This is a genomic window from Treponema sp. OMZ 305, from assembly GCF_024181325.1.
Classification (GTDB): Bacteria; Spirochaetota; Spirochaetia; order Treponematales; family Treponemataceae; genus Treponema.
This window is the reverse complement of sequence record NZ_CP051300.1, coordinates 1,876,271-1,897,037: the sequence shown is the minus strand read 5'-3', so window position 1 is coordinate 1,897,037 and position 20,767 is coordinate 1,876,271. Positions and strand designations below refer to the sequence as shown.

Genomic DNA, 20,767 nt, shown 5'->3' with positions numbered 1-20,767 from the left:
CTATAAGAATCAAGCTCTGGAACCAAGGCGGGTTCTTAGGGTAGAACCTTAACTTATCAATGGAAATCTCCCCAGCAGCTGCCTGCTTCGATGCTGACACGGAGCGGGACGGCGAGTTCGACGACGTGCTCCATCTCTTGTTTTAACAGTGCTTTGACAGAATCGACTTCCGCATCGGGCGCTTCGAGTATCAGTTCATCGTGTACCTGTAACAGGAGGCGCGCCTTTAACTGCTGCTGCTTCAATGCGCGATCTACACGCAGCATTGCCGTTTTGACGATATCGGCGGCGGAGCCTTGAATGGGCGTGTTGATGGCGATCCGTTCCGCTGCGGCGCGCTGTGTGTGGTTTCGGCTGTTGATAGCGCGGATGTACCGCCGTCTGCCCATCAGCGTTTCCACAAAGCCCTTTTCTGCGGCCGACTCTTTAAGCGTTTCCATAAAGGCGGACACTCCCGAATAGGTGGTAAAATAGCGGGTAATAAACTCCGCCGCCTCGGTGCGGGAGATGCGCAGTTGATTGGCGAGCCTAAATGCGCTCATACCGTACATCACCCCGAAGTTAATCACCTTTGCAATGCGGCGCATATCGGGGACAACGTTTTCAACCGGTACATTAAAGATGAGCGCCGCCGTTGCCGCGTGGACATCGGTTCCGTGCCGGAATGCCTTTACTAAATTTTCATCCTGCGAAAAATGAGCGAGGATAACCAGCTCGATCTGTGCATAGTCGGCGGAAATCAGTTTACAGCCGTCCGCTGCGTAGAACGCCTTGCGGATTTTGCGGCCTTCTTCTCCTCTGATCGGAATATTCTGCAAGTTCGGATCGCGGCTCGAAAGTCTCCCCGTCGCAGTCCCCGTCTGAATAAAACTGGTGTGTATCCGCCCGTGTGTATCGGCAAGCAGGGGTAGCGCATCGGCATAGCCTGATTTCAGTTTTGCGGAGGCGCGGTAATCGAGAATTTTTGCGGGAAGTTCATCGATGGCGGCAAGCTCCTCAAGCACGGAAATATCCGTAGAGTAGCCGGTCTTTGTTTTTTTACCGGTCGGCAGTTTCCGTTCGGTGAACAACACTTCCTGCAGCTGCTTAGGGGAGGCGATGTTAAAGGGATGGCCGAGCAGCTTGTAAATTTCCGCTTCGTCCCGTGCAAGAGTATCTGCCAATTCATCAGAAAACGCGGCTAGCTCTTCCTTTTTAAGGAAGATACCCTGTGCTTCCATATCCGCAAGGAGCGGCATCAGCGGCATTTCAAGCGTTTCAAAAAGAGCGGTGAGGTTTGCCTGTTCCAAGGCGGGCTTATATATATGATATAATTGCAAGGTGAGGTCTGCATCCTCCGCTGCATATTCGGTCGCTTGCGGAAGGGGCACCGCCGCAAAGGTACAGCCCTTGGGGACGACGTCTTTATAGTTAATGCCCTGCAAGCCGAGCTGTGCTTCGGCAAGGTTCTCCAGTCCGAAACTAAGGTTATCAGGCTCAAGCAGCCATGCCGCTATCATCGTATCGAAGAGGCGGCAGCCGGCGCGGGTAAAAATCTTTGCCGTCCGCAGCACCTGATAGTCGAATTTGCCGTTGTGCAATACAAGGGTGAGCGCTCCGTTACTCCAGAGCCGTGCGAGTAGTTCCTTTGCAGCGGCAAGGGGCATCACAGCGAAGGGCTGCTCCCCCAGTTCGGGCGCCGGCGCTTTGAGCGGTACGTAGATACCGGTTCCGGCTTTTAAGCTGAGCGAAAACCCGACAAGGGTGTCATACAGCGGGTTGAGGCCGGTGGTTTCGCAGTCAAAGGCGGCAAAGCCCTGCGCTTCGGCTTCTGCGATAACCGCTTCGAGTTCTTCCGCATCCGTCACTGTGCGGTACTCGCCGGTATTTTTACGGAGTTCTGCCGATGTTGTACCGGTACCGGCTTGCAGTGTGCCGTCAGCGCCGCCTATCGGTTTTGTACCGGTCGCCAGTTTTGTACCGGCGCCTGCCGCTTTCATGCCGGTTCCGGCAGGCGAGGCTGCTTTGCCGCGGGAAATCGCATCGCCTGTACCGGAACCGTTCTCTGCCGAACCGTTATCCGCTTTCGTGCCGGTTTCTGCAGTATTCGGCGCAGCAGCTGCACCGGCAGCGCCTGCTTCTTCGGCGGCCTTTGCATACAGTTCGCCAAGGCGCGGCAGCTCATATTCTTTCAGCAGCGCAGCCGCCTCCGTGTAGTGCAGCGCATCGCAGCGGTAATCTTCGATCGAGCCTTCGATGGGGATATCGGCGGCAAGTGTTATCAGTTTTTTTGAAAAATAGGCGCTCTCCTTTCCGGCAGCTAATTTTTTTTGTACAGCTCCTGTAATGGAATCGATATGTTCATACACAGCGTCGAGCGTACCGTAATCCTGCAAAAGCTTTACGGCTGTTTTGGGGCCGATGCCCTTTACGCCGGGGATATTGTCCGAAGCATCGCCGATGAGTGAAAGGTAATCGAGCATCTGTGCAGGTGCAACCCCCCAATGCTCCTTAACCTCTTCGATGCCGCAGTGCGCCAAGGCTTCACTCTTATCGGGTTTAAGCACCGAAACAAAATCTCCTACCAGTTGCGCTAAGTCTTTATCTCCGGAGATGATAACACAGCGGCGGCCTTCTTTTTCGGCACGGCGGGCAAGGGTTGCGATAATATCATCAGCCTCAAAACCGTCTTTGCGGAGGCAGGTGATACCGAGCGTTGTTAGTATTTTTTCGATATGCGGAATCTGCGCGTGCAAATCTTCCGGTGTCTTGTCGCGGGTTGCTTTGTATTCGGGGTACCATTCGTGCCGAAACGTCGGCGTGCGGGAATCGAAGGCTGCAAGAAAATACTGCGGCCGGTATGTTTTTAACATCATCGCAAGACTTCTAAAAAAGCCGTAAAGAGCGGAAACGTTTTCGCCCGCCTTATTGGTCAACGGATGGCTGACAAAAGCGAAGTAAGAGCGATAAATTAAGCCGTAGGAATCAAGTAGGTAGAGCGTATCTTGTGTATGCTGTGTCATGGGGATGAGTGTATCATAAAACGCCCCGCAGTCATAGCGGAGAGTATATATACAATTCAAGTGTTTCTTGAGAATCTTTTCCAAGCTTATATTGGCTTTAATGGCTTTTAAGGAACCTCTAAAAAACTAACCAATTCTTTAGAGATGTTCTATAGAAACTATAATACGCTATAGCCCCCCGAGGAAGATACCGGCAATCACTAAAATCAGGCATACGGGTACAAAGACATACTGCATATAGGGGGCGTACCAATTACCGACCTTATGTTTCGCATAAAGGTTGATATCTTCGAGTGTCTGCTTTGCTCCGTATACCCAAAAGATGACAAAGGCCGCTGTAACTGCTGCGAGCGGAAAAATGATGATGGCAACGGTGTCGGTAAAGGCGCCGAATACCCTCATGTCAAAGTTGAGCGGTACGGCGATACATGCTGCTAACGCGGTGATAATAATCGCGGCTTTTTTTCTGCTGATTCTGAATTTTGACATCAGCGACTCAACCGGCACTTCCAACATAACAATTGAAGAGGTGAGGGCTGCAAACATTGCGCAGAGAAAAAAGAGGATGCCGAAAAGGTAGCCTGCCGGCATGTGTGCGATAATGTTAGGCACGGCAATAAAGAGAAGCGCGGCTCCCGCCTGCGGATTAATTCCAAGCGAATATGCGACCGGAACGGTAAACAGGGCGCACATTATCGAAGCAAGAAAATCCAAGCCTGCCGTTTGGCGAGCGGTACGGGGAACATCGGAGTCCTCCGGCATGTAGCTTCCGTATATCAGCATTGCAGCTCCACCGAGACTGAGGGTAAAGAATGCCATTCCCAGCGCATATATCCAGATTCGGAAATGACCGAATACTTCCCACTTAGGCCTCAGCATTATGGCAACTCCGCGTAACGCGCCCGGCAGGGTGAGTGCACGGATAACCATCACGGTAACGACGATATAAAAGGTTGCCATCATCACGGTGGTAAAACGCTCGATGCCTTTTTGAATGCCAAGACTGACGATCAGTGCCGTTGCAACAAGGGCGGCGAGTGTCCACGGAATATTGGCGGGAGTACCTGCAAAGGATTCGAAAAAAGCGGGAGGCATTGACGGGAATGTATTGGTAATCGCCAATACAAGATAGCGCAGTATCCATCCGATGATAACGGTGTAGAACGATAAAATTCCGATAAGGGCTACAACCGGAAACCAACCGACGGCACGGAGTACGGGATTCGTTGTCTTTTGCGCGATAACCGATTCAAAGGCAAGTACCGGTCCTTTGCGCATCTTTCGTCCGAATGCATATTCTCCCATCAACCCAAAGGCGGAAAAGCAAAATAAAAAAATGAGGTACGGAATAAGAAACGTGATGCCGCCGAACTCCGCTAAGCGGGCGGGAAACATCCAAATATTCGCCAATCCCATTGCCGAGCCTACGCAGGCAAGGAGCATACCGATGTTTGTTTTAAAAAGTTCTCGTTTTTGTTTCATCCGTAACCTCAATATGGCAACCGCATCAGAAATATGTTAAGCGGATACCTTCTTTCTATGCGAAATTTTATCCAAAATTTCGTACATTTTTTTAGTAGATGGGTAAATGCATCAGCTAGACTAAATCAAATTCCGCAGAATAATATGGGCAGTAAGACCATTTGAATCGCGAAGCGGTTCCACTCTGGTTGAACAGCCTATATTATTCTGCGGGGATAGTCAAAGATGAGCCTGATACGTTTACCTCTTTAAAAGCGGCGCCCACTGCATTCATATCCTCGATAAACCGAGGGTAGGATATTCTTACACAATCAAAATCTTCTATACAAGAGGTTTCGGAAAAATTTTCGGTATTTTCTTTCGTTGTATCCGATTGTTCTCCGCTGTGATAACGTGCGGCAATTCCGCAGGCTGCAACGGCGAGCATCATTGCGATGCGGTGGTCGCCGCGGCTCCGTACCCGTGCGGGATGGAGTTTCTGTCCGCCGCTGCCGTTTGCAGCGCTGCTGTTCCCGCCGCTGCCGCCGATGCGGAGAAAATCGTTGCCTTGGGTGATATCCGCTCCGAATTTTGCGAGTTCTTCCGCCGAGGCAGCAAGCCGGTCGCATTCTTTAAAACGGCACACACCGGCGTTGAGCAGCAGTGTTTCTCCCGTACAAAACACGGCGGCAGCGGCGAGGATGGGAACCGCATCGGGGATATCCGCACAGTCGAAGCGTCCGCCTTTTAATTCGCCGGATATGGGAAATACCGAAACTGTGCGGCGCTCCGTGTCGCAGCGGATGTCCGCTCCCATCGCTTTAAGGATCGAAAGCGCCTGCGAATCTCCCTGCGTGTCTGCGGGGTCGAGGTTAGTCAGCGTAAGCGCCGCATTACAGATAACGGCTGCCGTCAGGGGAAAGAGGGCGGACGACCAATCGCCCTGAATCGTTTGCGTAAAGGCACGATAGCGCTGTCCGCCTTTGATTTCAAAACAGCAATCGCTGCGGTTTAGTACCTCGATACCGGCAATGCGGAGCCAAGCGCAGGTCATCCTTAGATACGGACGTTCCCCGGCATTGTTAAAGGTAATGCGGCTCATCCCGTTTAAAAGCGGCGCTGCAAGGAGGAGTCCCGTTACGGGCTGGGAAAAGGGACCGTCGAGTTGATATGATCCGGCTGGCAGCGGGCCGCAAAAACGGAGCGGCGGGACTTCCATGCTGCCTGTACCGTTCTTAATACTTGCCGTCGAGTACGGGATGCCTGCTTGCCGGTATACTGAAAGGAGCGGTTCCACGGGGCGGCTCCTAAGGGATTCATCTCCGGTGAGACACACCGGTGCATCGGCTGCGGCAAGGATCATACCTAAAAAGTAGAGGAGAGAACCCGAGTTGCCGAGGTCGAGAATGCGTTCCGCGGCACCGCGCTCTGCGGAGGCGAGGAGACCGCCGACTGGCGGCGTAACTTTGAGCACGAGCGGATTATTCGATACTTCCGTAATGGTAACGCCGAGCTGCCGCAGTACCTGTACGGCGCTTTCCATGTCTCCGCTGATAAGGGGCGCGGTAATAAACGAAGTACCGTTCGCTAAAGAAGCGCAGATGAGGGCGCGGAGCGTATGGCTTTTGGAAGAAGGCGCCGTCATCGTTCCGCAAAAAGACGGCGTACTCACGCTGAGATTCATTATGGTATAGTTCGTTCCGTTATCCAGTTGTTTTTTTTGTTCGGGGCTTTTTTACCGCCGCTTTTTCGGTTTTTATATCGGCCTTTTCTTCTGCAGCAGGCTCAGTCGCTGCTGTTCTTTTTTTGCTTACAGCGGACTTGGCTCTTGTAGGAGCCTTTGTGTCCGCAGCAGACTTAGCAGATGCAGCTTTTTTTGCCTTGGTACCGGTAGCGGGTTCTGTTGCGTCCGCTCCTTCTTTGCCTGCAGCAGACTTGGCGCTTGCCCCTTTTTTTGTCTTGGCGCTGATAACGGGTTCCTCTACATCCGCCGCAGATTTGGAAGCTCTGCTTGTTTTTTTTGCCAAAGCTGTCTTCTTGGGCTTTTGTTCGGCTTTTGGCTCTGCGGTAGGCTCAGTCGCTGCAGTTCTTTTTTTGCTTACAGCGGACTTGGTACTTGCGGTTGACTTTGTATCCGTAGCAGATGCCGCCTTTTTTTTCTTGGCGCTTGCAGCGGGTTCCGCTGTGGATGTTTCTTCCTTGTTTGTTGCGGCTTGAGCGGTCGTGCCGGTATCCTTCAAGAGGGCTTGTTCAAGCGCATCGACACGTTCCGACGTTTCATACCGTTTAAGCTGTACAATCTGTGCTTGAGCCTGCTCGAACCGTTTTGTGTTGCGGTACACACAGGCAAGGTCGTAGTGTAGGTCGGGACTTTCAGCAAAGGATTCAAGCCCTGCCCGTAACGTTACCTCCGCACGGGCATAGTCGCCTTTTTGAACGGATATGGATGCAATCAGTTGATATATCCGTACAGACGGCTGGATATCGAGCGCCTTAACCAAACCGTCATCGGCCTCGTTGAGGAGGAAGAGCGCATAATCGTTTTCAGCCTTATCGGTGAGAAGCTCAGGATTTTTCGGATCGAGTTTTAATGCCTTATAATACCACTGCTGCGCTTCTTCGCGAGCATCGTCGTCGGCAAATGCATTCGCTAAGGCGTGGAACGCAGCTGCCCGATTCCGTTCTACCGCAAGGTCGGCGGTTCCGTTTTCAATATCGAAGAGGGGGAGGCACTTTGCAAGCTGCCCCTTCCTGCGTTGTACTTCGAGGTAATTTACCAATAGGGATACTTCATCGGGCAGCAGCCTGCGCGCTTCCGCGACTGCCGCTTCCGCTTGTTCAATATCGTTTTCGCTCAATGCTGCTAATGCGCGTAAATTATGCACCCAACCGTTTTGCGGATCGGCGGCAAGCGCTTGTTCCAATACCGGTTGATATTTTCCGTTACTTAAAAAAAGCGCTTCCGCTAATCGGAACTGATATAATCCGTACTCCGGTTCAAGGGTACATGCTTTTTTAAACGCTTTGACCGCTTCTTTCGGGTCTTCGGTTTTGAGCAGCAGTCCGTACAGGTACCAGTCGGCAGAATCTTTTGACCCTTTTTTGCACGCGGTTTTTAATTTGAGCAAGGCATCATCATATCTGCCCACTGCGTAAGCATATTTTCCGGCAATCGAAAGCGTTCGGGGATCATCCGGCGCTATACGTTCCAGTATCGTGATAACTTCTGCAAGGTCGTCGTAGGCTTCCTGCTGTAAAAAGGCCCGCGCGGCTTGTACGTAGGCATCTACCGCGTCCGGCTTTTTCCCGCAATCGTAGAGTTCATTCGCCTGATGGAAGGCAAAAAGCCCCTGATCGGGGCTGATTGTAAATGCTCGCCGATATGCTTCTGCCGCTTCTTCGTGCTTTCCCAAGGCATGGAATAAATGTCCTTCAAGGTTTGAGAGGAATGAGGATTGTGTCATCATCGGCTTCGGCGCTTTTTGCAGTAAACGCTGTAAATCTTCGTACCGTTCAGCCCGATAGTAAATGCCGCCGAGTTCTGCAAAGGCTTCCTCGTTGGAGTGATTTGTTTCCAAGACCGATTGAAATTCCTGCTCGGCTTCGTCAAGCATCCGTTGCGCAAAATAAATGCGGCCTGCCAGTATCCGATCCGCTTCTTCCGGCTCCTTTAACCGCGCTGCAGCCCGGAGCTGGAGCAGGGCAGGAACATACCGCCCCATCGCATAGAGCGTTTTTGCAAGGCTGATACGGGCATCCGGCGGCACAACAGAAAATTCGTTTGCTTCCGTGTATGCCGTTTCCACCGTCATCGGGATGGAATTTAACGAAAAGCGGGAAAGCTGCGCGATAACCTGCGGGTAGGTTTCCCAGTTTTGAATTGCAAAGGCAATTTTTCCCGCTGCCTGAATGGTATCATCCTCGCAACAGGCAACCCAATGACCGTTTATCAAAATGGTGATGGTCGTATTATTCGCGATCAGTTTTATTGAATATGCACCTTGTGTATCCGTCGCTCCTTTATGATATGAATGGTCTGAATCAGGGTGATCTGAACTATGATGATCTGAATCATGATGATCGATATCGGAATGAGCGGAACCGGGGATTTTTACCCAGCCGAGGAGAGGCATCGGAGTGCTGTTGACGACCGCATCGAGCCGTACCCATCCCGCATCGGAGATCATCAGTGCGTAAAAGGTACTTTGGCTGATATAACGGAACAGGATTCCGGCAGCGAATCCTCCCGCCTTATCGGTTGGTGTGTCCTGTCCGTCCGGCTTTTTTGCAGGTTCCGGCAAACGGATATCCGCTTCGATAATCACATCCTTATAGCGGAATACCGGATTCACCGTCCACGCATAGAGATGCTTTCGCTGCGCTTCGAGCGTCAGTCCTCCCGTATTGTTTCCGGCAGGCTCAGGCGGCGTAAAGGTAGCCGTATATCCGTCACCCGTTTCCGCAGCAAACCGGCAGTTTTCAGGCTTGGAAAAATCGGCCTGCCATTGTTCTTCGACAATCTCTTCATAATCAATCGGAATTTCTTCTTTAGGCTTCCGCAGATTTTTGAGTTTACTTTTAAAATAATCGATGTAAAGTTTGAACATCCCCATACATTAAAAATAGCGAAAAAGAGAAAAAAAGTCTATCTGAATAAATATGCCTCCCCGATTGAAATCGCCGTATATCTATGCTATAAAGAAATATGCAACCGTCCATATCTTTTTATAATGTGAGAGAGCCTTCCATATATCTTCCTTTAGAAACGGTACTTAAGATAAACAGTGCGGAAGGGGGAAATTATATTCCTCGTCAGATACCGATTTTACCCGATTCGCTGATATATAAAAATCCTCCGCCGTCTTTTCGTGATGTTGCATTTGAAGTGTTTCGAGCATTTTTTCGGGATGTTATTCCCGAATCCGATTTATACACCCTTATTGCACGCGCGTTTCCTTTCAGGGTTCCGGTGTTTCCGATCGATCCTCGTACTTATATCATTGAACTTACCCATGGAGATGGCGGGTCTTATACCGATTTCGGCGCTCGGTTTACTGCACAGCTGGTCGATTATTTCTATCAGTGCAGCGGGCAGCCGGTGCATATTCTTTTTGCGGGAACAGAGCTTGAAACGCTTTCGCTTGCAAAAGCATTTTCCGAGTTTGAAGATATTCATGCAACTTTTTTATATCCTCAAGATTCGAAAGATACTTTTCAGACTATGACAAAACAGCAAATTCTGTTGCTTCCCAAAAATATTCACACCTTTTGCGTCAACGGCTCTCTGGCAGACTGTAAAACGATGGTTCAAGAAACGGCAGTAGATGCTGATATTATCGGTTCGATGGAGTTGTTTATTCCTCATGCAGCACATATCGGCTATCTATTATCGCAGGTGTGTTGCTGTATGTATGCTGCATTGGCGGTACTTTCACGAACCGGTTATGATAACAGTATTGAGCAACCTCAGCTGATTATCGGTACTTCGTTAAACCAGCCGAACACCCTCAATGCTGCCGTACTTGCAAAAAAAATGGGAGCGCCTATAAACGGTTTTATTACAACAGTCAATGCTTCTTGCCGTATTCCTGAAAGAGACTATGAAGGAGAATGTCGACGCTTTAGGATGCTTTATACGCAGAGTTCTCCTGAAAGACGTACCCCGGAAGTCGCCTTATTTCGATTTGATCAGGATTCTGTGTTAGAGGCAATGCGCGACTGTAAAGATCGGACAGGGTATATTATCAGTTCCGACGTCGCAGAAGTATGGCAGGCGTGGGGTTCGATAAAAAACGGTCAAGCGATAGCGGATGGGCATAATCCTGTCGAAAACTTTTGTATGAATACCGGTTCGCTGCCCCGTTGGGTATCTGATGAACACACTGCGCATTCATGCATCACGATTATCCCGGAAATAACGCATCCTGCATTTCATTCTGAAGCGGTGAGAACGGCAACGGGAATATACCCATCGGTACCCACTCGCTTGGAATATAATCCGCAAATAACAGATGTGCCGGTACTTGAATGTTCATCCGCAAAAGATTTAAAAGATTGGCTTTTGTCTCTTGTCTAAGGAAACGCTGATTAATTCGAATGCAAAATAATCAGCATTTCCCTAATAGCCACTTAACTTTTCTCTTGCGTTTATGGATTTTGGAGTCTATAATAATACATATGTTGAGTCGCAGAATTGGATTATCACAGTATAAAAATCTTATTTCCAAAGCGGACACCATATCGGAGCAAAATCGGTATACAGGGCTTGACACGCTCATAGTCGGTAATACAATTCTCACAGCTCACAGCTCACAGCTCACAGCTCACAGCTCACAGCTCACAGCTCACAGCTCACAGCTCACAGCGAATCTTATTTAGATAGTTTTTTATCTTCTCCCTACAAACAGCATCATCACCTTTCCGCAGTTTTAAGTCTATCGGATACGAATCAAGATACGCATATTCCTTTTTCTCATGGTGTACATAAACAGCTTTTTGCGTCCCGGAAAATGCCATGCGTTGCTGCGAAAGGCTGTAGAGTAGGATATTACAAACACTTGTGCAATACCGCTTTATATCGCTGGGGTCGGCAGTCGGTCATATCAGGGTAAGAGAATTATGAAAACCGTTTTTTGCGGTTGCAGCATACTAATTAAGGGAGGTTTTATGATGAAAATGAATCTAAATAAAACGAATATACTTAGAGGATGGGCAACAATGGCAGTACTGGCTATTGCCTCGTTGTTCATGTTTACGGCATGCCCGCGCTCGACAGACAGTGTGGTGCCCAATGAAGTGCCGACCGTGGATAAATTTACGGTAAATTTTAGTGTAGACGGCGAACACGGTACGCTTACTGCAAAGGTAAACGATGTAGCGATCGGAACCGGTACGAAGGTGGAGAAAGATAAAAAAGTAAGCTTTACGGCAACGCCTGATAAAAACTATAAAGTAAAGGAATGGAGGGTAGGTGGCTCTGCTGTTACAGGTAATACGTCAAGTTCTTATACGCACACCGTCACAAAGGCTGTAGAGGTCAAAGTCTCTTTTGAATCGCTTCCGGTAGGTCAAGCTTCTTATATAGTACAACACTATAAAGAAAAATCGGAAGGAGGCTATTCTGTAGTGCCATCGGATACTGAAAGTTTACACGACACTGCAGGAGCAACTGCTGTATACACTCCTAAAACTTTCGAAGGTTTTAACTACAATTCGTCGCTTACAAAAATAAACGATTCCGTACAGACAAGCGGGACAATAAACGCTGATGGCAGTACTGTTGTAAAACTCTATTACGAGCGCAAAACGGTAAACGTAACCTTTAAGCTTAACGGCGGAAACGTAAGCGGTAATACAGCCGATATACCCCTAACAGGTAAATTCGGAACAGCATTTACTGCTCCGGAACCCGTCAAGGCGGATGCCGAGCTTAAAGGATGGAATCCCGCGTTGCCTTCACCTACAACATTTCCTGCGGCCGATACGACATATACGGCACAATGGCAGATTACGTCAGGCGGAGGTGGAAAAATCTTCATCAAGTATAATGCTGAGAACCTCACTGTCAGATACGAAAAAAACGATCGGTATGAATTATTGCCACCGAATTCCGAAGTCTCTGAAGGTATGTTGTTACGCTTTCGAGATAAGAATATCCCTGCAGGACAGCAAGTTGATAAGTGGAAGGTAAACACAAAAGAACTCGACTACGATGACTACACGGTTAACGTTGCCGATGCAGTTAGCGAAGGTTCGAATAAAGTTATTACGGTAACGTATACCACTAAGCCCGCTGCCGCGGTTGTTGTAAAGTTTGACGAGAGCAAGGTCGAAGTGTATAAAAACGGCAGCGGTACACTCAATAACGAGGCTACTGTTTACGAGGGCGCCTTACTTTGGTTTGAACTCTTAAATCCTCCTGAAGGACAGCAAGTTGATAAGTGGAAGATAAACGCAAAAGAACTCGACGATGATGACTACACGGTTAACGCTGCCGATGCAGTTAGCGACGGTTCGAATAAAGTTATTACGGTAACGTATACCACTAAGCCCGCTGCCGCGGTTGTTGTAAAGTTTGACGAGAGCAAGGTCAAAGTGTATAAAAACGGCAGCGGTACACTCAATAACGAGGCTACTGTTTACGAGGGCGCCTTACTTTGGTTTGAACTCTTAAATCCTCCTGAAGGACAGCAAGTTGATAAGTGGAAGGTAAACACAAAAGAACTCGACTACGATGACTACACGGTTAACGTTGCCGATGCAGTTAGCGAAGGTTCGAATAAAGTTATTACGGTAACGTATACCACTAAGCCCGCTGCCGCGGTTGTTGTAAAGTTTGACGAGAGCAAGGTCGAAGTGTATAAAAACGGCAGCGGTACACTCAATAACGGGGCTACTGTTTACGAGGGCGTCTCACTTTGGTTCGGGGTTAAAAGTCTTCCTACCGGTCAGGTTTTCGACAAGTGGCTTATCAACGGTACTAAAGAGGTCAAAGAACATTATCTCTATACGGTAAACATCGCCGATGCGGTTCCCGACGGTTTGGATAAGGTTATTACGGTAACCTATACAACCAAACTGTCAGCCGGTTCTGTTGTTATTAAATTCGATCCTACGCTTGTGAAGGTAGTGGCTCCTCTTTCCGGTATGAATGACATAGCGACCGGACAAACGATCGATGCAGGTACCCAATTGCGTGTTTATCCGCAGGTACCGGGCGGCATAGACATAGATAAGATACTTTTCAACACAAGAGAGTATACGTATAAACATGACGGTATCTACACGCTTGATATAAACGATGCAGTCCAAGAGGGCGGCAACAAGGTTGTCCGCATCGGTTTTACCGTTAAACATCCGCAAGTACTGACTGCGCAATTTACCCCTGCTGCATCAATCGAGTGTAGAACCGTTACCGGAGAAGCAATCACTTCGGGCGATGAAGGCTCTGCCTATTTGTATGCGATACTGAAGGCCAAATTATCACCCGGTCAAGTGGTAAAGCATTGGGAAGTCAACGGTACAAAAATTCCCGGCTCCGAAAGACAGACAATACTTGAAGGGCAGGCAAACCCCGCTTTTGCTGTGGAAGAAGGTGGTAAAAAAGTCGTTAAAGTCAATCTTGTTTTGGAATAGCACTGTTTGAACAGACGATCTAATCCCCCGATGCGCTGTGTCGGGGGATGTTAATTGAATGATATTCATGAACCTCAAAAAACCTTGAGTTTTTTAAGATGCCCGAAAGGCACCCGCTTAAAACTTAAAACGATCTTCCGCCGCCGCCGTGAGAGCGTCCGCTTGAAGACGTATGTGTGGAGCTTCCGGAGCTGCCGCTTGAATTGTTTTTAGGCCGTACCGTACTTATCGTATTGGTGCTGATAAGCGGATCGTGTACGGAAGCAAAGCTTACCTTTGTTTGTTCGGCTCTGTTGTAGTACGGTTTCGCACCGGCGATTTTATAGCGTTTTAATAAAACCAAGAAGCTGATTAAAAACACGAAAACACCGGTACCGAGGGCAAATAAGAGGCTGCTTTTCAGTTTTGCGGCGGCCGCTTGTTCCGGTGATTGGATTATGGTGTGCAGTTTATCTATATACGCATTGATACCGGCGGCATAGTGCCCCTCCGCCGCTCCTCCATCGATGAGCGCATCGAGCAGATCATCAATACGGGAATCGGTAACGCTATTGATAGTACGCTTACCTGAGGTTGAAATATGCGCTCTTCTTCCACTGCCGTCACCGTAGCCCGTTACGATTAAAAGCAATATTCCATCGCGGTCTTCTCCATAGCCGTAACCGCCGTAATCAAAGAAATCATCTGCGAATGCTTCCGCCGTCAAATCACCCGTTTCGGGAACCAACACCACTGCCGCATCCGTTTTTGCGTTTTCGGAAAATTCCGTAAAGCGTGCCGCTATTTCCTGTTGTTCGCTGAGAGTCAGAATATCCGCCATATCGACGACCGGACTCCCGGCATATTGCTTAATTGCGGCGAAAAGTTCGTCTGCATTCCAGTCAGTTGCTTTCTCATCCCATTCGTCTGCATCACTCGGGTCTGCACAGAGCATAAAGGGGAGCAAGCAGCAGAACAAAATCGTCATAAACCGTTTTTTATAGGTATGTTTTTTTGAACATACCGGTGTCATCATCGTTACCATATAAACATCCCTCCCAAGAACATGAGCGCACCGAATACGATGCCGAGAAGCCCCGATGTCAGTGCTACTTTTGCCTTATCCAGCGGCAGTTCGCCGCAGGTTGTACCGGTTTGACCGTTTACGGCAAATACATACGGCTTACCGTGATAGATGTAGGTAAGAATCCACGAGGGGAGTAACACATACCGTTGATCGCGGACGGAATACGCGGTTGAATCTTTTTCCGATTCAAAATGAGTACACGACGTTGACTCTTTGATAAGTGCCGCTGTGGTTTGTTTTGCTTGTGTCATTAATGCAGGTTTTATTGCTTCTTTATCTTCGGTGTATTGTTCGGCAAAAAAGCCCGCTAAATACCCTGCGGAAAAAGGCTTCATCTCCGCTTCATCATAGGGAGTAATGGTATTGAGTAACGATTCGTCGATTTTTGAAAACGCAAGCTTTTGCAGGTTGTTTACGGCGATATCACCGGTGCGGTCGATTTTGTATTTATCGGTTTTTACAAAGTCACGATTTCCGCTTGACCAGCGGGTAACGTTCACACCGACCGCATGGTAGTCAACCTTTGCATCGATATCCGCCTGCCAGTAGGGGAGGTAGACGCCGGTAATTTTTTCCTGCTGCATTTCACTCGTAAAGCCTTTCGGGGTAAATTTCTTTTTGCCCGCCCATTGCAAGAATTTCTGTATGGCGATCTTTTTATCGACCTTAAACGGGATAATGCGGTCGGGTTTAAAATCGCCCTTGAGCCGGTCGGTTATAACCACCGGGCTGTGGCAGTAGTAGCAAAAAGCCGCTGTCGAGGTATCTCCCGCAACTACTTCTGCGCCGCAGTTGGCGCATTGGTATGCCTTAACGGTCTGTCCGCCTTTTTCAGTGCTGCCGGTTCCGAAAGCTGCAACCCTATCAGCATTTCCGCTGTTTATCGTGCCGGATTCTGCTGCATTGCTGTCCGCTCCGGCGGTTTTAGCTTGCAGTTTTTCAAGATAGGCGGTCAGTTCTTCTTCCGTATGCTCGGTAAAACAGTATCCGCATTTAAATTTTCCTAGCTGCGGGTTAAATTCAATGGGTGCCCCGCACGCAGGGCATTTGTAGTTTATTACACTCATCTCATTCCTCTTACAAGGTAACCACATCAGACTTTTGAAAATATGCACACCGTCTACAGCGTTACTGCACAAAAATAACTGCTCGACGTACAACAAGTACGCCTCCGCTTTATTTTTGCTCGTGCCTTGTATCCGGTGCCACTATTTTCAAAAGTATTGGTTATACACAGTCGTCTCTTATTCTGCGGAATTTGATTTATCCATCTAATGTGTTTACCCTTCTTCTGAAACATAAAGCGAAATTTTTTCAAAATTTCGCGGAACAAAGAAGCCAACTGCTTGGAATATTTTCACTGCAGTTGCCTTAAATCCGCTTAATTCTAAGATTTGCGGTCGTGCTACAGTTTAGCGCCGCACTCGGAGCAGAATTTTGTGCCCGGTTTGACTTCTGCGCCGCATGAGGGGCAATTATTTCCTGCCGGTTTCGGCGTGCCGCATTCCGCGCAGAACTTACCGGTATTCTTATGTCCGCATTCGGTGCAGAACCATTCGCCCGCCGCTTTTCCTTGAGCAGCTTGTCCCGCCGCGGCGGTTTGCTGTGCAGCATGTTGTTGAGCTGCTTGCTGCATCTGCTGCATATTGGTTTGGCTTGCCTGTCCCATAAAGTTTCCGCCTGCGTTCATGCCCATTCCCATGCCCATAAACGCCATACCGGCGCCTGCCTGATTGGAACCTGCTGCTTCCATACCCCGCGCAATAGAACCCTGCACATAGCCTTCACGGATAGAAGGATCGCCGAGCATTGCGCCTTTGTTCCTCATATTGATGAGTTCTTTGGAGCTGTCGTCATACGTGATGCTCGCGATGCCGACCGCCAGCACCTCCATACCGCGCAGGTCTTTCCACGAATCATCGAGAATTTGCGACATGTGCTTACTGAGGATCGTTCCCTTTGACGGAATAAACGAAATCCGCTCACCTTCCATCGACATCTGGCTGATTGCTGCCTGCAATGCCTCTAAAAATTCGGTTAAATACTGCTCATTGATTTCATCGATATGTACGTGTGTTGCATTTCGGGGGCAGGCTTCTTTAAAGAATTTGATAGGATCGGTTATCTTGATGGAGTAGTTTCCGAATGCCCGCAAAAAAAGCTCCGCATTATAAAAATTATCAAAATACTGGAGCGGATTGGGCGTACCGAACTTAATGCCTTTGATTTCCTGTAAATTGATATAGAATACTTCCTGCTTCATCGGTGTTGTTCCGCCGAATTTAAAGCGGCCGAATGTTTCTTTTAAGGCATCGCCGAAGCTGCCGCTGAAAAGGGAGGGCGCGGAACTGTTATCAACCTTAAAATATCCCGGCTCCGCCGTGTAGTCGATAATTTTTCCGCCGTCTACCAGCATCATAAACTGATTTTGATTAACGTGAATAATCGACCCATTGGAAATGACATCGCTTGAGCCTTTGGTATTCCTGTTGCGCTTATCCGTGCGTACCGGTACACCCTTTGCGAGTACAATGCCCTCACCCATATCATCCGCTTCGACAACTTCAAGCCACTGATCCGCTAAACCGCCGCCTACTGCGCTGACTGCCGCTGTTATCAATCCCATCGTATTACTCCTCTTTTGTTTGTATGATCTCTATTTTATAAGCTCTATATTAGTATAGAAATGAATAATCGGTAAAGGGGGGGGGGGCTGGGCATCTTCTAAAAAATATATCGAATTAAACTAATACTCCCGATGCGGAGCATAGAGGCAAAACATCATGCATTAAATCTTTTACACGAATAAATAAAAATTTATTGTTGCATTATAGATTATTCCATTGTACAATAATCATCATAACGAATACCCCCGCAGCGATTTTAGGATAACTATGGGGCAAAAGATAGACTGCGTATAACGATGTAAGGAGTGTTATGGTGGAGATACGAGATATTTTACAACGCGCGTATGAATATGGGGTGCAGTATGTTGATAATGGGGTGGTTGCGGACTATATCCCCGAACTCGCGAAAGAAGATAAAACTAAGGTCGGCGCTGCGCTCATTGACACGGATGGCTCCTTATATGAGACGGGCTCTTCGCGACACAAGTTCAGTATTCAAAGTATTGTTAAAATTATCATTTATCTCTGCGTGCTTGAACACTATGACTTTGATTATATTCAAAAGTTTATCGGCGTAAAACCCTCCGCCAAACCGTTTAACAGTATCATTGCGCTGGAGCTGAGTAATAAGAATATTCCGGTTAATCCGTTTATCAATGCCGGCGCTATTGTCGCAACGTCGCTGTTATATGAAAAATACGGCAATAATACATTCGAGATGATTCTTAACCGGACACGCGAAATTGTCGGAAATGATAAAATCGATTATAGCAGGAGCATTTTCAATTCGGAAAGCTCTTCCGCTTTTGCAAATAGGGCGCTGACCTACATGCTGTTGAATGGCAAAATCATCCCTGCAGACGTTAATGTAGAAGACTTGTTAAACGTGTATTTTAAAAGCTGTTCGATTTTAGTCGATGTGCGGGATTTGGCGCAATTGGGATTTGTGCTGTCGAGGGATGGTAAAGACGGAGAAAATAAGCAGCATTTGAGCGAGGCTCATGCGCGGATATTACGAACGATTATGGCGACCTGCGGCACCTACGATTATTCCGGAGAATTTGCAATCAGAATAGGTTTACCGGCAAAAAGCGGGGTAGGCGGGGGTATTGTTACCGCATCACGGGCGGGCTATGGCATTGGTGTCTATTGTCCCGGGTTGGATTCACACGGGAATTCTTATGTAGGGACGCGGATTCTTGAATTTATTGCGCGGGAATTAAACTTAAATATTTATTAAAGGCATACCGATAAAACATACGATAAATCGTTATTAGGAGGAAAAAGTATGTTGGAAATGTTGGGCGCCATTATTGCGCCAATTAACAGTTTACTCTATTACCCCATCTTGATCATTTTGCTGCTGGGGGTAGGGATTTATTTTACCGTCCGTTCGGGATTCTTGCAGGTGCGGTTACTCGGTGAGGCGTTTAGGGTTACCGCCGAAAAACCGATGAGGGAAGGTGATGTATCGTCGTTCCAGACATTGATGGTAACAACCGCATCAAGAGTCGGTACCGGCAATATCGTCGGTGTTGCAAGCGCTATTTGCTTAGGCGGTTACGGCGCGGTTTTTTGGATGTGGATTGTTGCGATTATCGGCGGTTCTTCTGCCTTTATCGAATCGACACTAGCACAAATTTACAAGCGCCGTGATGAAAACGGCGGCTGCTACGGAGGCCCTGCGTATTATATCGAAACGGCCTTAAAGAGCAGAGCGCTCGGTATCATTTTTGCCGTCAGTCTTATTCTTACGTATGCAATCGGCTTTAATATGCTTGCGGCGTTCAATTTACAAACCAGCTTTACCGTCTATAGTTTTTATGACCCGAAAGTAACGCCGTGGATTATCGGCGCCGTATTGGCAGTTATGACCGGCTATTGCTTACTTGGCGGCGGAAAGCGTATCTTGAAAGTAACTTCTGTCTTAGTACCGATTATGGGTGCAATTTACGTTGTTGTTTCTCTCGTGATGGTTATTATGCATATTTCAGCAATGCCCGCGATTTTCTCGCGAATCTTTGCCGATGCATTTGATTTTAAAGCGATCTTCGGCGGTGTTGCCGGTTCTTGTATGATGTACGGTATTAAGCGCGGACTTTATTCCAACGAAGCCGGTATCGGTTCGGCGCCGAATGCTGCAGCGACGGCGCTTGTCAGCCATCCTGTTAAACAGGGACTGGTACAGATGCTTTCGGTATTCCTCGACACACTTATTATCTGTAGCGCAACCGCCTTTATGTGTTTTAGCGCCGGTATCGAGCCGTCGGAGTCCTTAAGCGGTGCGCCGTATGTGCAGGCCGCCCTGTCCTCGCTGATGGGGAATTTCGGAAACCACTTTATCACGTTCTCTTTGATATTGTTTGCTTTTACAACCCTGCTCGGAAACTTATACTATGTTGATGATAACCTTTCCTATATTTACGGCAAGGTTCCCAGCAAAACCTTTATGCTGGTGTATAGAATTTTTGCGTCCCTTGTCGTGCTTTTCGGTGCAGCTCATAAACAAGCCTTGGCATGGGATATCGGCGATTTGTTGATGGGTATTATGGCCTTGATTAACTTACCGGCAATCTTCCTTTTAGGTAAGACCGCAATGAAGGCTTTGAAAGATTACGAAAAGCAACGGAAGGAAGGAAAAGACCCTGTATTCCATGCAGCCGACATCGGTATGCAGGAAAAACTGGATTTCTGGAATTAACGTTTTAAATTAAAAAAACGGATACGGACGCCTAAAGATAAGAAATTTTTAGGCGCCCGTTATATAAAAACCGTATCCCCTGATGTTCTGCGTCGGGGGATGTTGATTAGAAAAATATGCCGCACCTCATACAGTATTCCCATAAAAGGCACGGCGGGAAAATTATGCATCGCAAAAACAGTTTCTATCAAGGTGTGGAAGAATGTATAATCGCGTTGTAGTCAATAGAAATATGAGAGTTCACTTCTTTGATAGACTTTATAGCATCTTTTAATGTTTGGTTCTTAGTCCTATTCATAATCTCGTCAAAAAATACCTTATATGCACTATAAAAAGAAGCTATACCTTGAGTGGATTGATCTTCCCATGGAAATCTGTTGCTGGCATAAGGATTATTTGGGTATCCCTGTGTGACAGAACGTAGCGGGCGTAGATTATACCGGTCATGATGCTGTCGCATTCTCTGACTTAAGTCCGCTTTCAAAGTATTTTGATCGGTAGGATCTGTAGGATCTTTGATGCATTCTTTGCATATAAAAATATCTTCTTGCGAATCTTCTTTGCAAAAAAATACTTCTCCATGTATGGTTGTATCATCTTTCCATATTGCAATAATCCCTAATACATCGCCGATAGGATAGGCTTCACTCTTTAAAAAAATTTTTATGGAATCACTCATTTTTTGTCTCCTATTTTAGTTGTGGTTCAATTTTCATTGTTGTATTCCTTTTGAAATGCCGCACCTTTCAACAATACGCTCGTAAAAGGCACGGCG

Annotated in this window: 13 protein-coding genes; 4 read left to right on the top strand and 9 right to left on the bottom strand. The window is 47.8% G+C overall.

Going from position 1 to position 20,767, the window contains the following annotated elements; genetic code table 11:
* Positions 1-56 precede the first annotated feature (56 nt).
* From polA to ABK01_RS08240, 4 genes are all read right to left on the bottom strand, one after another.
* A complete protein-coding gene (polA, locus tag ABK01_RS08255) occupies positions 57-3,002 on the bottom strand; it encodes a DNA polymerase I (protein ID WP_253675294.1) in 2,946 nt (981 codons plus the stop codon).
* A 168-nt stretch (positions 3,003-3,170) separates the two neighbouring features.
* On the bottom strand, positions 3,171-4,484 hold the full coding sequence (locus tag ABK01_RS08250; RefSeq protein WP_253675293.1) for a sodium-dependent transporter: 1,314 nt from the start codon (positions 4,482-4,484) through the stop codon (positions 3,171-3,173).
* A gap of 202 nt (positions 4,485-4,686) precedes the next feature.
* The gene (aroA, locus tag ABK01_RS08245; protein WP_253675292.1) at positions 4,687-6,147 is read right to left on the bottom strand and encodes a 3-phosphoshikimate 1-carboxyvinyltransferase; all 1,461 of its coding nucleotides are present in this window, start codon (positions 6,145-6,147) and stop codon (positions 4,687-4,689) included.
* A gap of 19 nt (positions 6,148-6,166) precedes the next feature.
* Complete coding sequence (locus ABK01_RS08240) at positions 6,167-9,070, bottom strand: tetratricopeptide repeat protein (protein ID WP_253675291.1); 2,904 nt, start codon at positions 9,068-9,070, stop codon at positions 6,167-6,169.
* Positions 9,071-9,168: 98 nt separating this feature from the next.
* Between ABK01_RS08240 and ABK01_RS08235 the strand changes: the two genes are divergently transcribed.
* Positions 9,169-10,539: a PALP domain-containing protein gene (locus tag ABK01_RS08235; RefSeq protein WP_253675290.1), complete on the top strand. Its 1,371-nt coding sequence runs from the start codon at positions 9,169-9,171 to the stop codon at positions 10,537-10,539.
* Between the two features lie 275 nt (positions 10,540-10,814).
* On the opposite strand, the gene ABK01_RS08230 is transcribed toward ABK01_RS08235, so the two are convergent.
* Positions 10,815-10,979 carry a hypothetical protein gene (locus ABK01_RS08230; RefSeq protein ID WP_253675289.1) on the bottom strand — a complete coding sequence of 55 codons (165 nt, stop codon included), beginning with the start codon at positions 10,977-10,979 and terminating at the stop codon, positions 10,815-10,817.
* A gap of 201 nt (positions 10,980-11,180) precedes the next feature.
* On the opposite strand from ABK01_RS08230, the gene ABK01_RS08225 reads away from it, so the two are divergent.
* Positions 11,181-13,598, top strand: a complete 2,418-nt coding sequence (locus tag ABK01_RS08225) for an InlB B-repeat-containing protein (RefSeq protein ID WP_253675288.1) — start codon at positions 11,181-11,183, stop codon at positions 13,596-13,598.
* Between the two features lie 124 nt (positions 13,599-13,722).
* Here the strand turns inward: ABK01_RS08225 and ABK01_RS08220 are convergent, their stop codons facing one another.
* From ABK01_RS08220 to ABK01_RS08210, 3 genes are all read right to left on the bottom strand, one after another.
* A complete protein-coding gene (locus ABK01_RS08220; protein WP_253675287.1) occupies positions 13,723-14,622 on the bottom strand; it encodes a TPM domain-containing protein in 900 nt (299 codons plus the stop codon).
* Positions 14,616-15,731 (bottom strand): TFIIB-type zinc ribbon-containing protein, encoded by a 1,116-nt coding sequence (locus ABK01_RS08215; RefSeq protein WP_253675286.1) that lies wholly within the window; start codon positions 15,729-15,731, stop codon positions 14,616-14,618. The genes ABK01_RS08220 and ABK01_RS08215 overlap by 7 nt, the downstream gene beginning before the upstream one ends.
* A 338-nt stretch (positions 15,732-16,069) precedes the next feature.
* Positions 16,070-17,290, bottom strand: coding sequence for an SPFH domain-containing protein (locus ABK01_RS08210; RefSeq protein WP_253675285.1), 1,221 nt, complete (start codon positions 17,288-17,290; stop codon positions 16,070-16,072).
* Between the two features lie 311 nt (positions 17,291-17,601).
* Here ABK01_RS08210 and glsA point away from each other — a divergent pair, with 311 nt between their 5' ends.
* Positions 17,602-18,531, top strand: a complete 930-nt coding sequence (gene glsA / locus ABK01_RS08205) for a glutaminase A (protein ID WP_253675284.1) — start codon at positions 17,602-17,604, stop codon at positions 18,529-18,531.
* A 48-nt stretch (positions 18,532-18,579) separates the two neighbouring features.
* Entirely contained in the window at positions 18,580-19,992 is a 1,413-nt protein-coding gene (locus tag ABK01_RS08200) for an alanine/glycine:cation symporter family protein (RefSeq protein ID WP_212565035.1), read from the top strand.
* Positions 19,993-20,179: 187 nt separating this feature from the next.
* Here ABK01_RS08200 and ABK01_RS08195 read toward each other — a convergent pair whose 3' ends face one another.
* Positions 20,180-20,671, bottom strand: a complete 492-nt coding sequence (locus ABK01_RS08195) for a hypothetical protein (RefSeq protein WP_253675283.1) — start codon at positions 20,669-20,671, stop codon at positions 20,180-20,182.
* Positions 20,672-20,767 lie beyond the last annotated feature (96 nt).

Bases quoted from the DNA above. Each gene is read 5' to 3' on its own strand.
- aroA (WP_253675292.1), bottom strand. From the start codon at position 6,147: ATGAATCTCAGCGTGAGTACGCCGTCTTTTTGCGGAACGATGACGGCG.
- ABK01_RS08200 (WP_212565035.1), top strand. From the start codon at position 18,580: ATGTTGGAAATGTTGGGCGCCATTATTGCGCCAATTAACAGTTTACTC.
- ABK01_RS08215 (WP_253675286.1), bottom strand. From the start codon at position 15,731: ATGAGTGTAATAAACTACAAATGCCCTGCGTGCGGGGCACCCATTGAA.
- glsA (WP_253675284.1), top strand. From the start codon at position 17,602: ATGGTGGAGATACGAGATATTTTACAACGCGCGTATGAATATGGGGTG.
- ABK01_RS08210 (WP_253675285.1), bottom strand. From the start codon at position 17,290: ATGGGATTGATAACAGCGGCAGTCAGCGCAGTAGGCGGCGGTTTAGCG.
- ABK01_RS08250 (WP_253675293.1), bottom strand. From the start codon at position 4,484: ATGAAACAAAAACGAGAACTTTTTAAAACAAACATCGGTATGCTCCTT.
- ABK01_RS08195 (WP_253675283.1), bottom strand. From the start codon at position 20,671: ATGAGTGATTCCATAAAAATTTTTTTAAAGAGTGAAGCCTATCCTATC.
- ABK01_RS08220 (WP_253675287.1), bottom strand. From the start codon at position 14,622: ATGGTAACGATGATGACACCGGTATGTTCAAAAAAACATACCTATAAA.
- ABK01_RS08225 (WP_253675288.1), top strand. From the start codon at position 11,181: ATGGCAGTACTGGCTATTGCCTCGTTGTTCATGTTTACGGCATGCCCG.
- ABK01_RS08240 (WP_253675291.1), bottom strand. From the start codon at position 9,070: ATGTTCAAACTTTACATCGATTATTTTAAAAGTAAACTCAAAAATCTG.
- ABK01_RS08235 (WP_253675290.1), top strand. From the start codon at position 9,169: ATGCAACCGTCCATATCTTTTTATAATGTGAGAGAGCCTTCCATATAT.
- polA (WP_253675294.1), bottom strand. From the start codon at position 3,002: ATGACACAGCATACACAAGATACGCTCTACCTACTTGATTCCTACGGC.
- ABK01_RS08230 (WP_253675289.1), bottom strand. From the start codon at position 10,979: ATGGCATTTTCCGGGACGCAAAAAGCTGTTTATGTACACCATGAGAAA.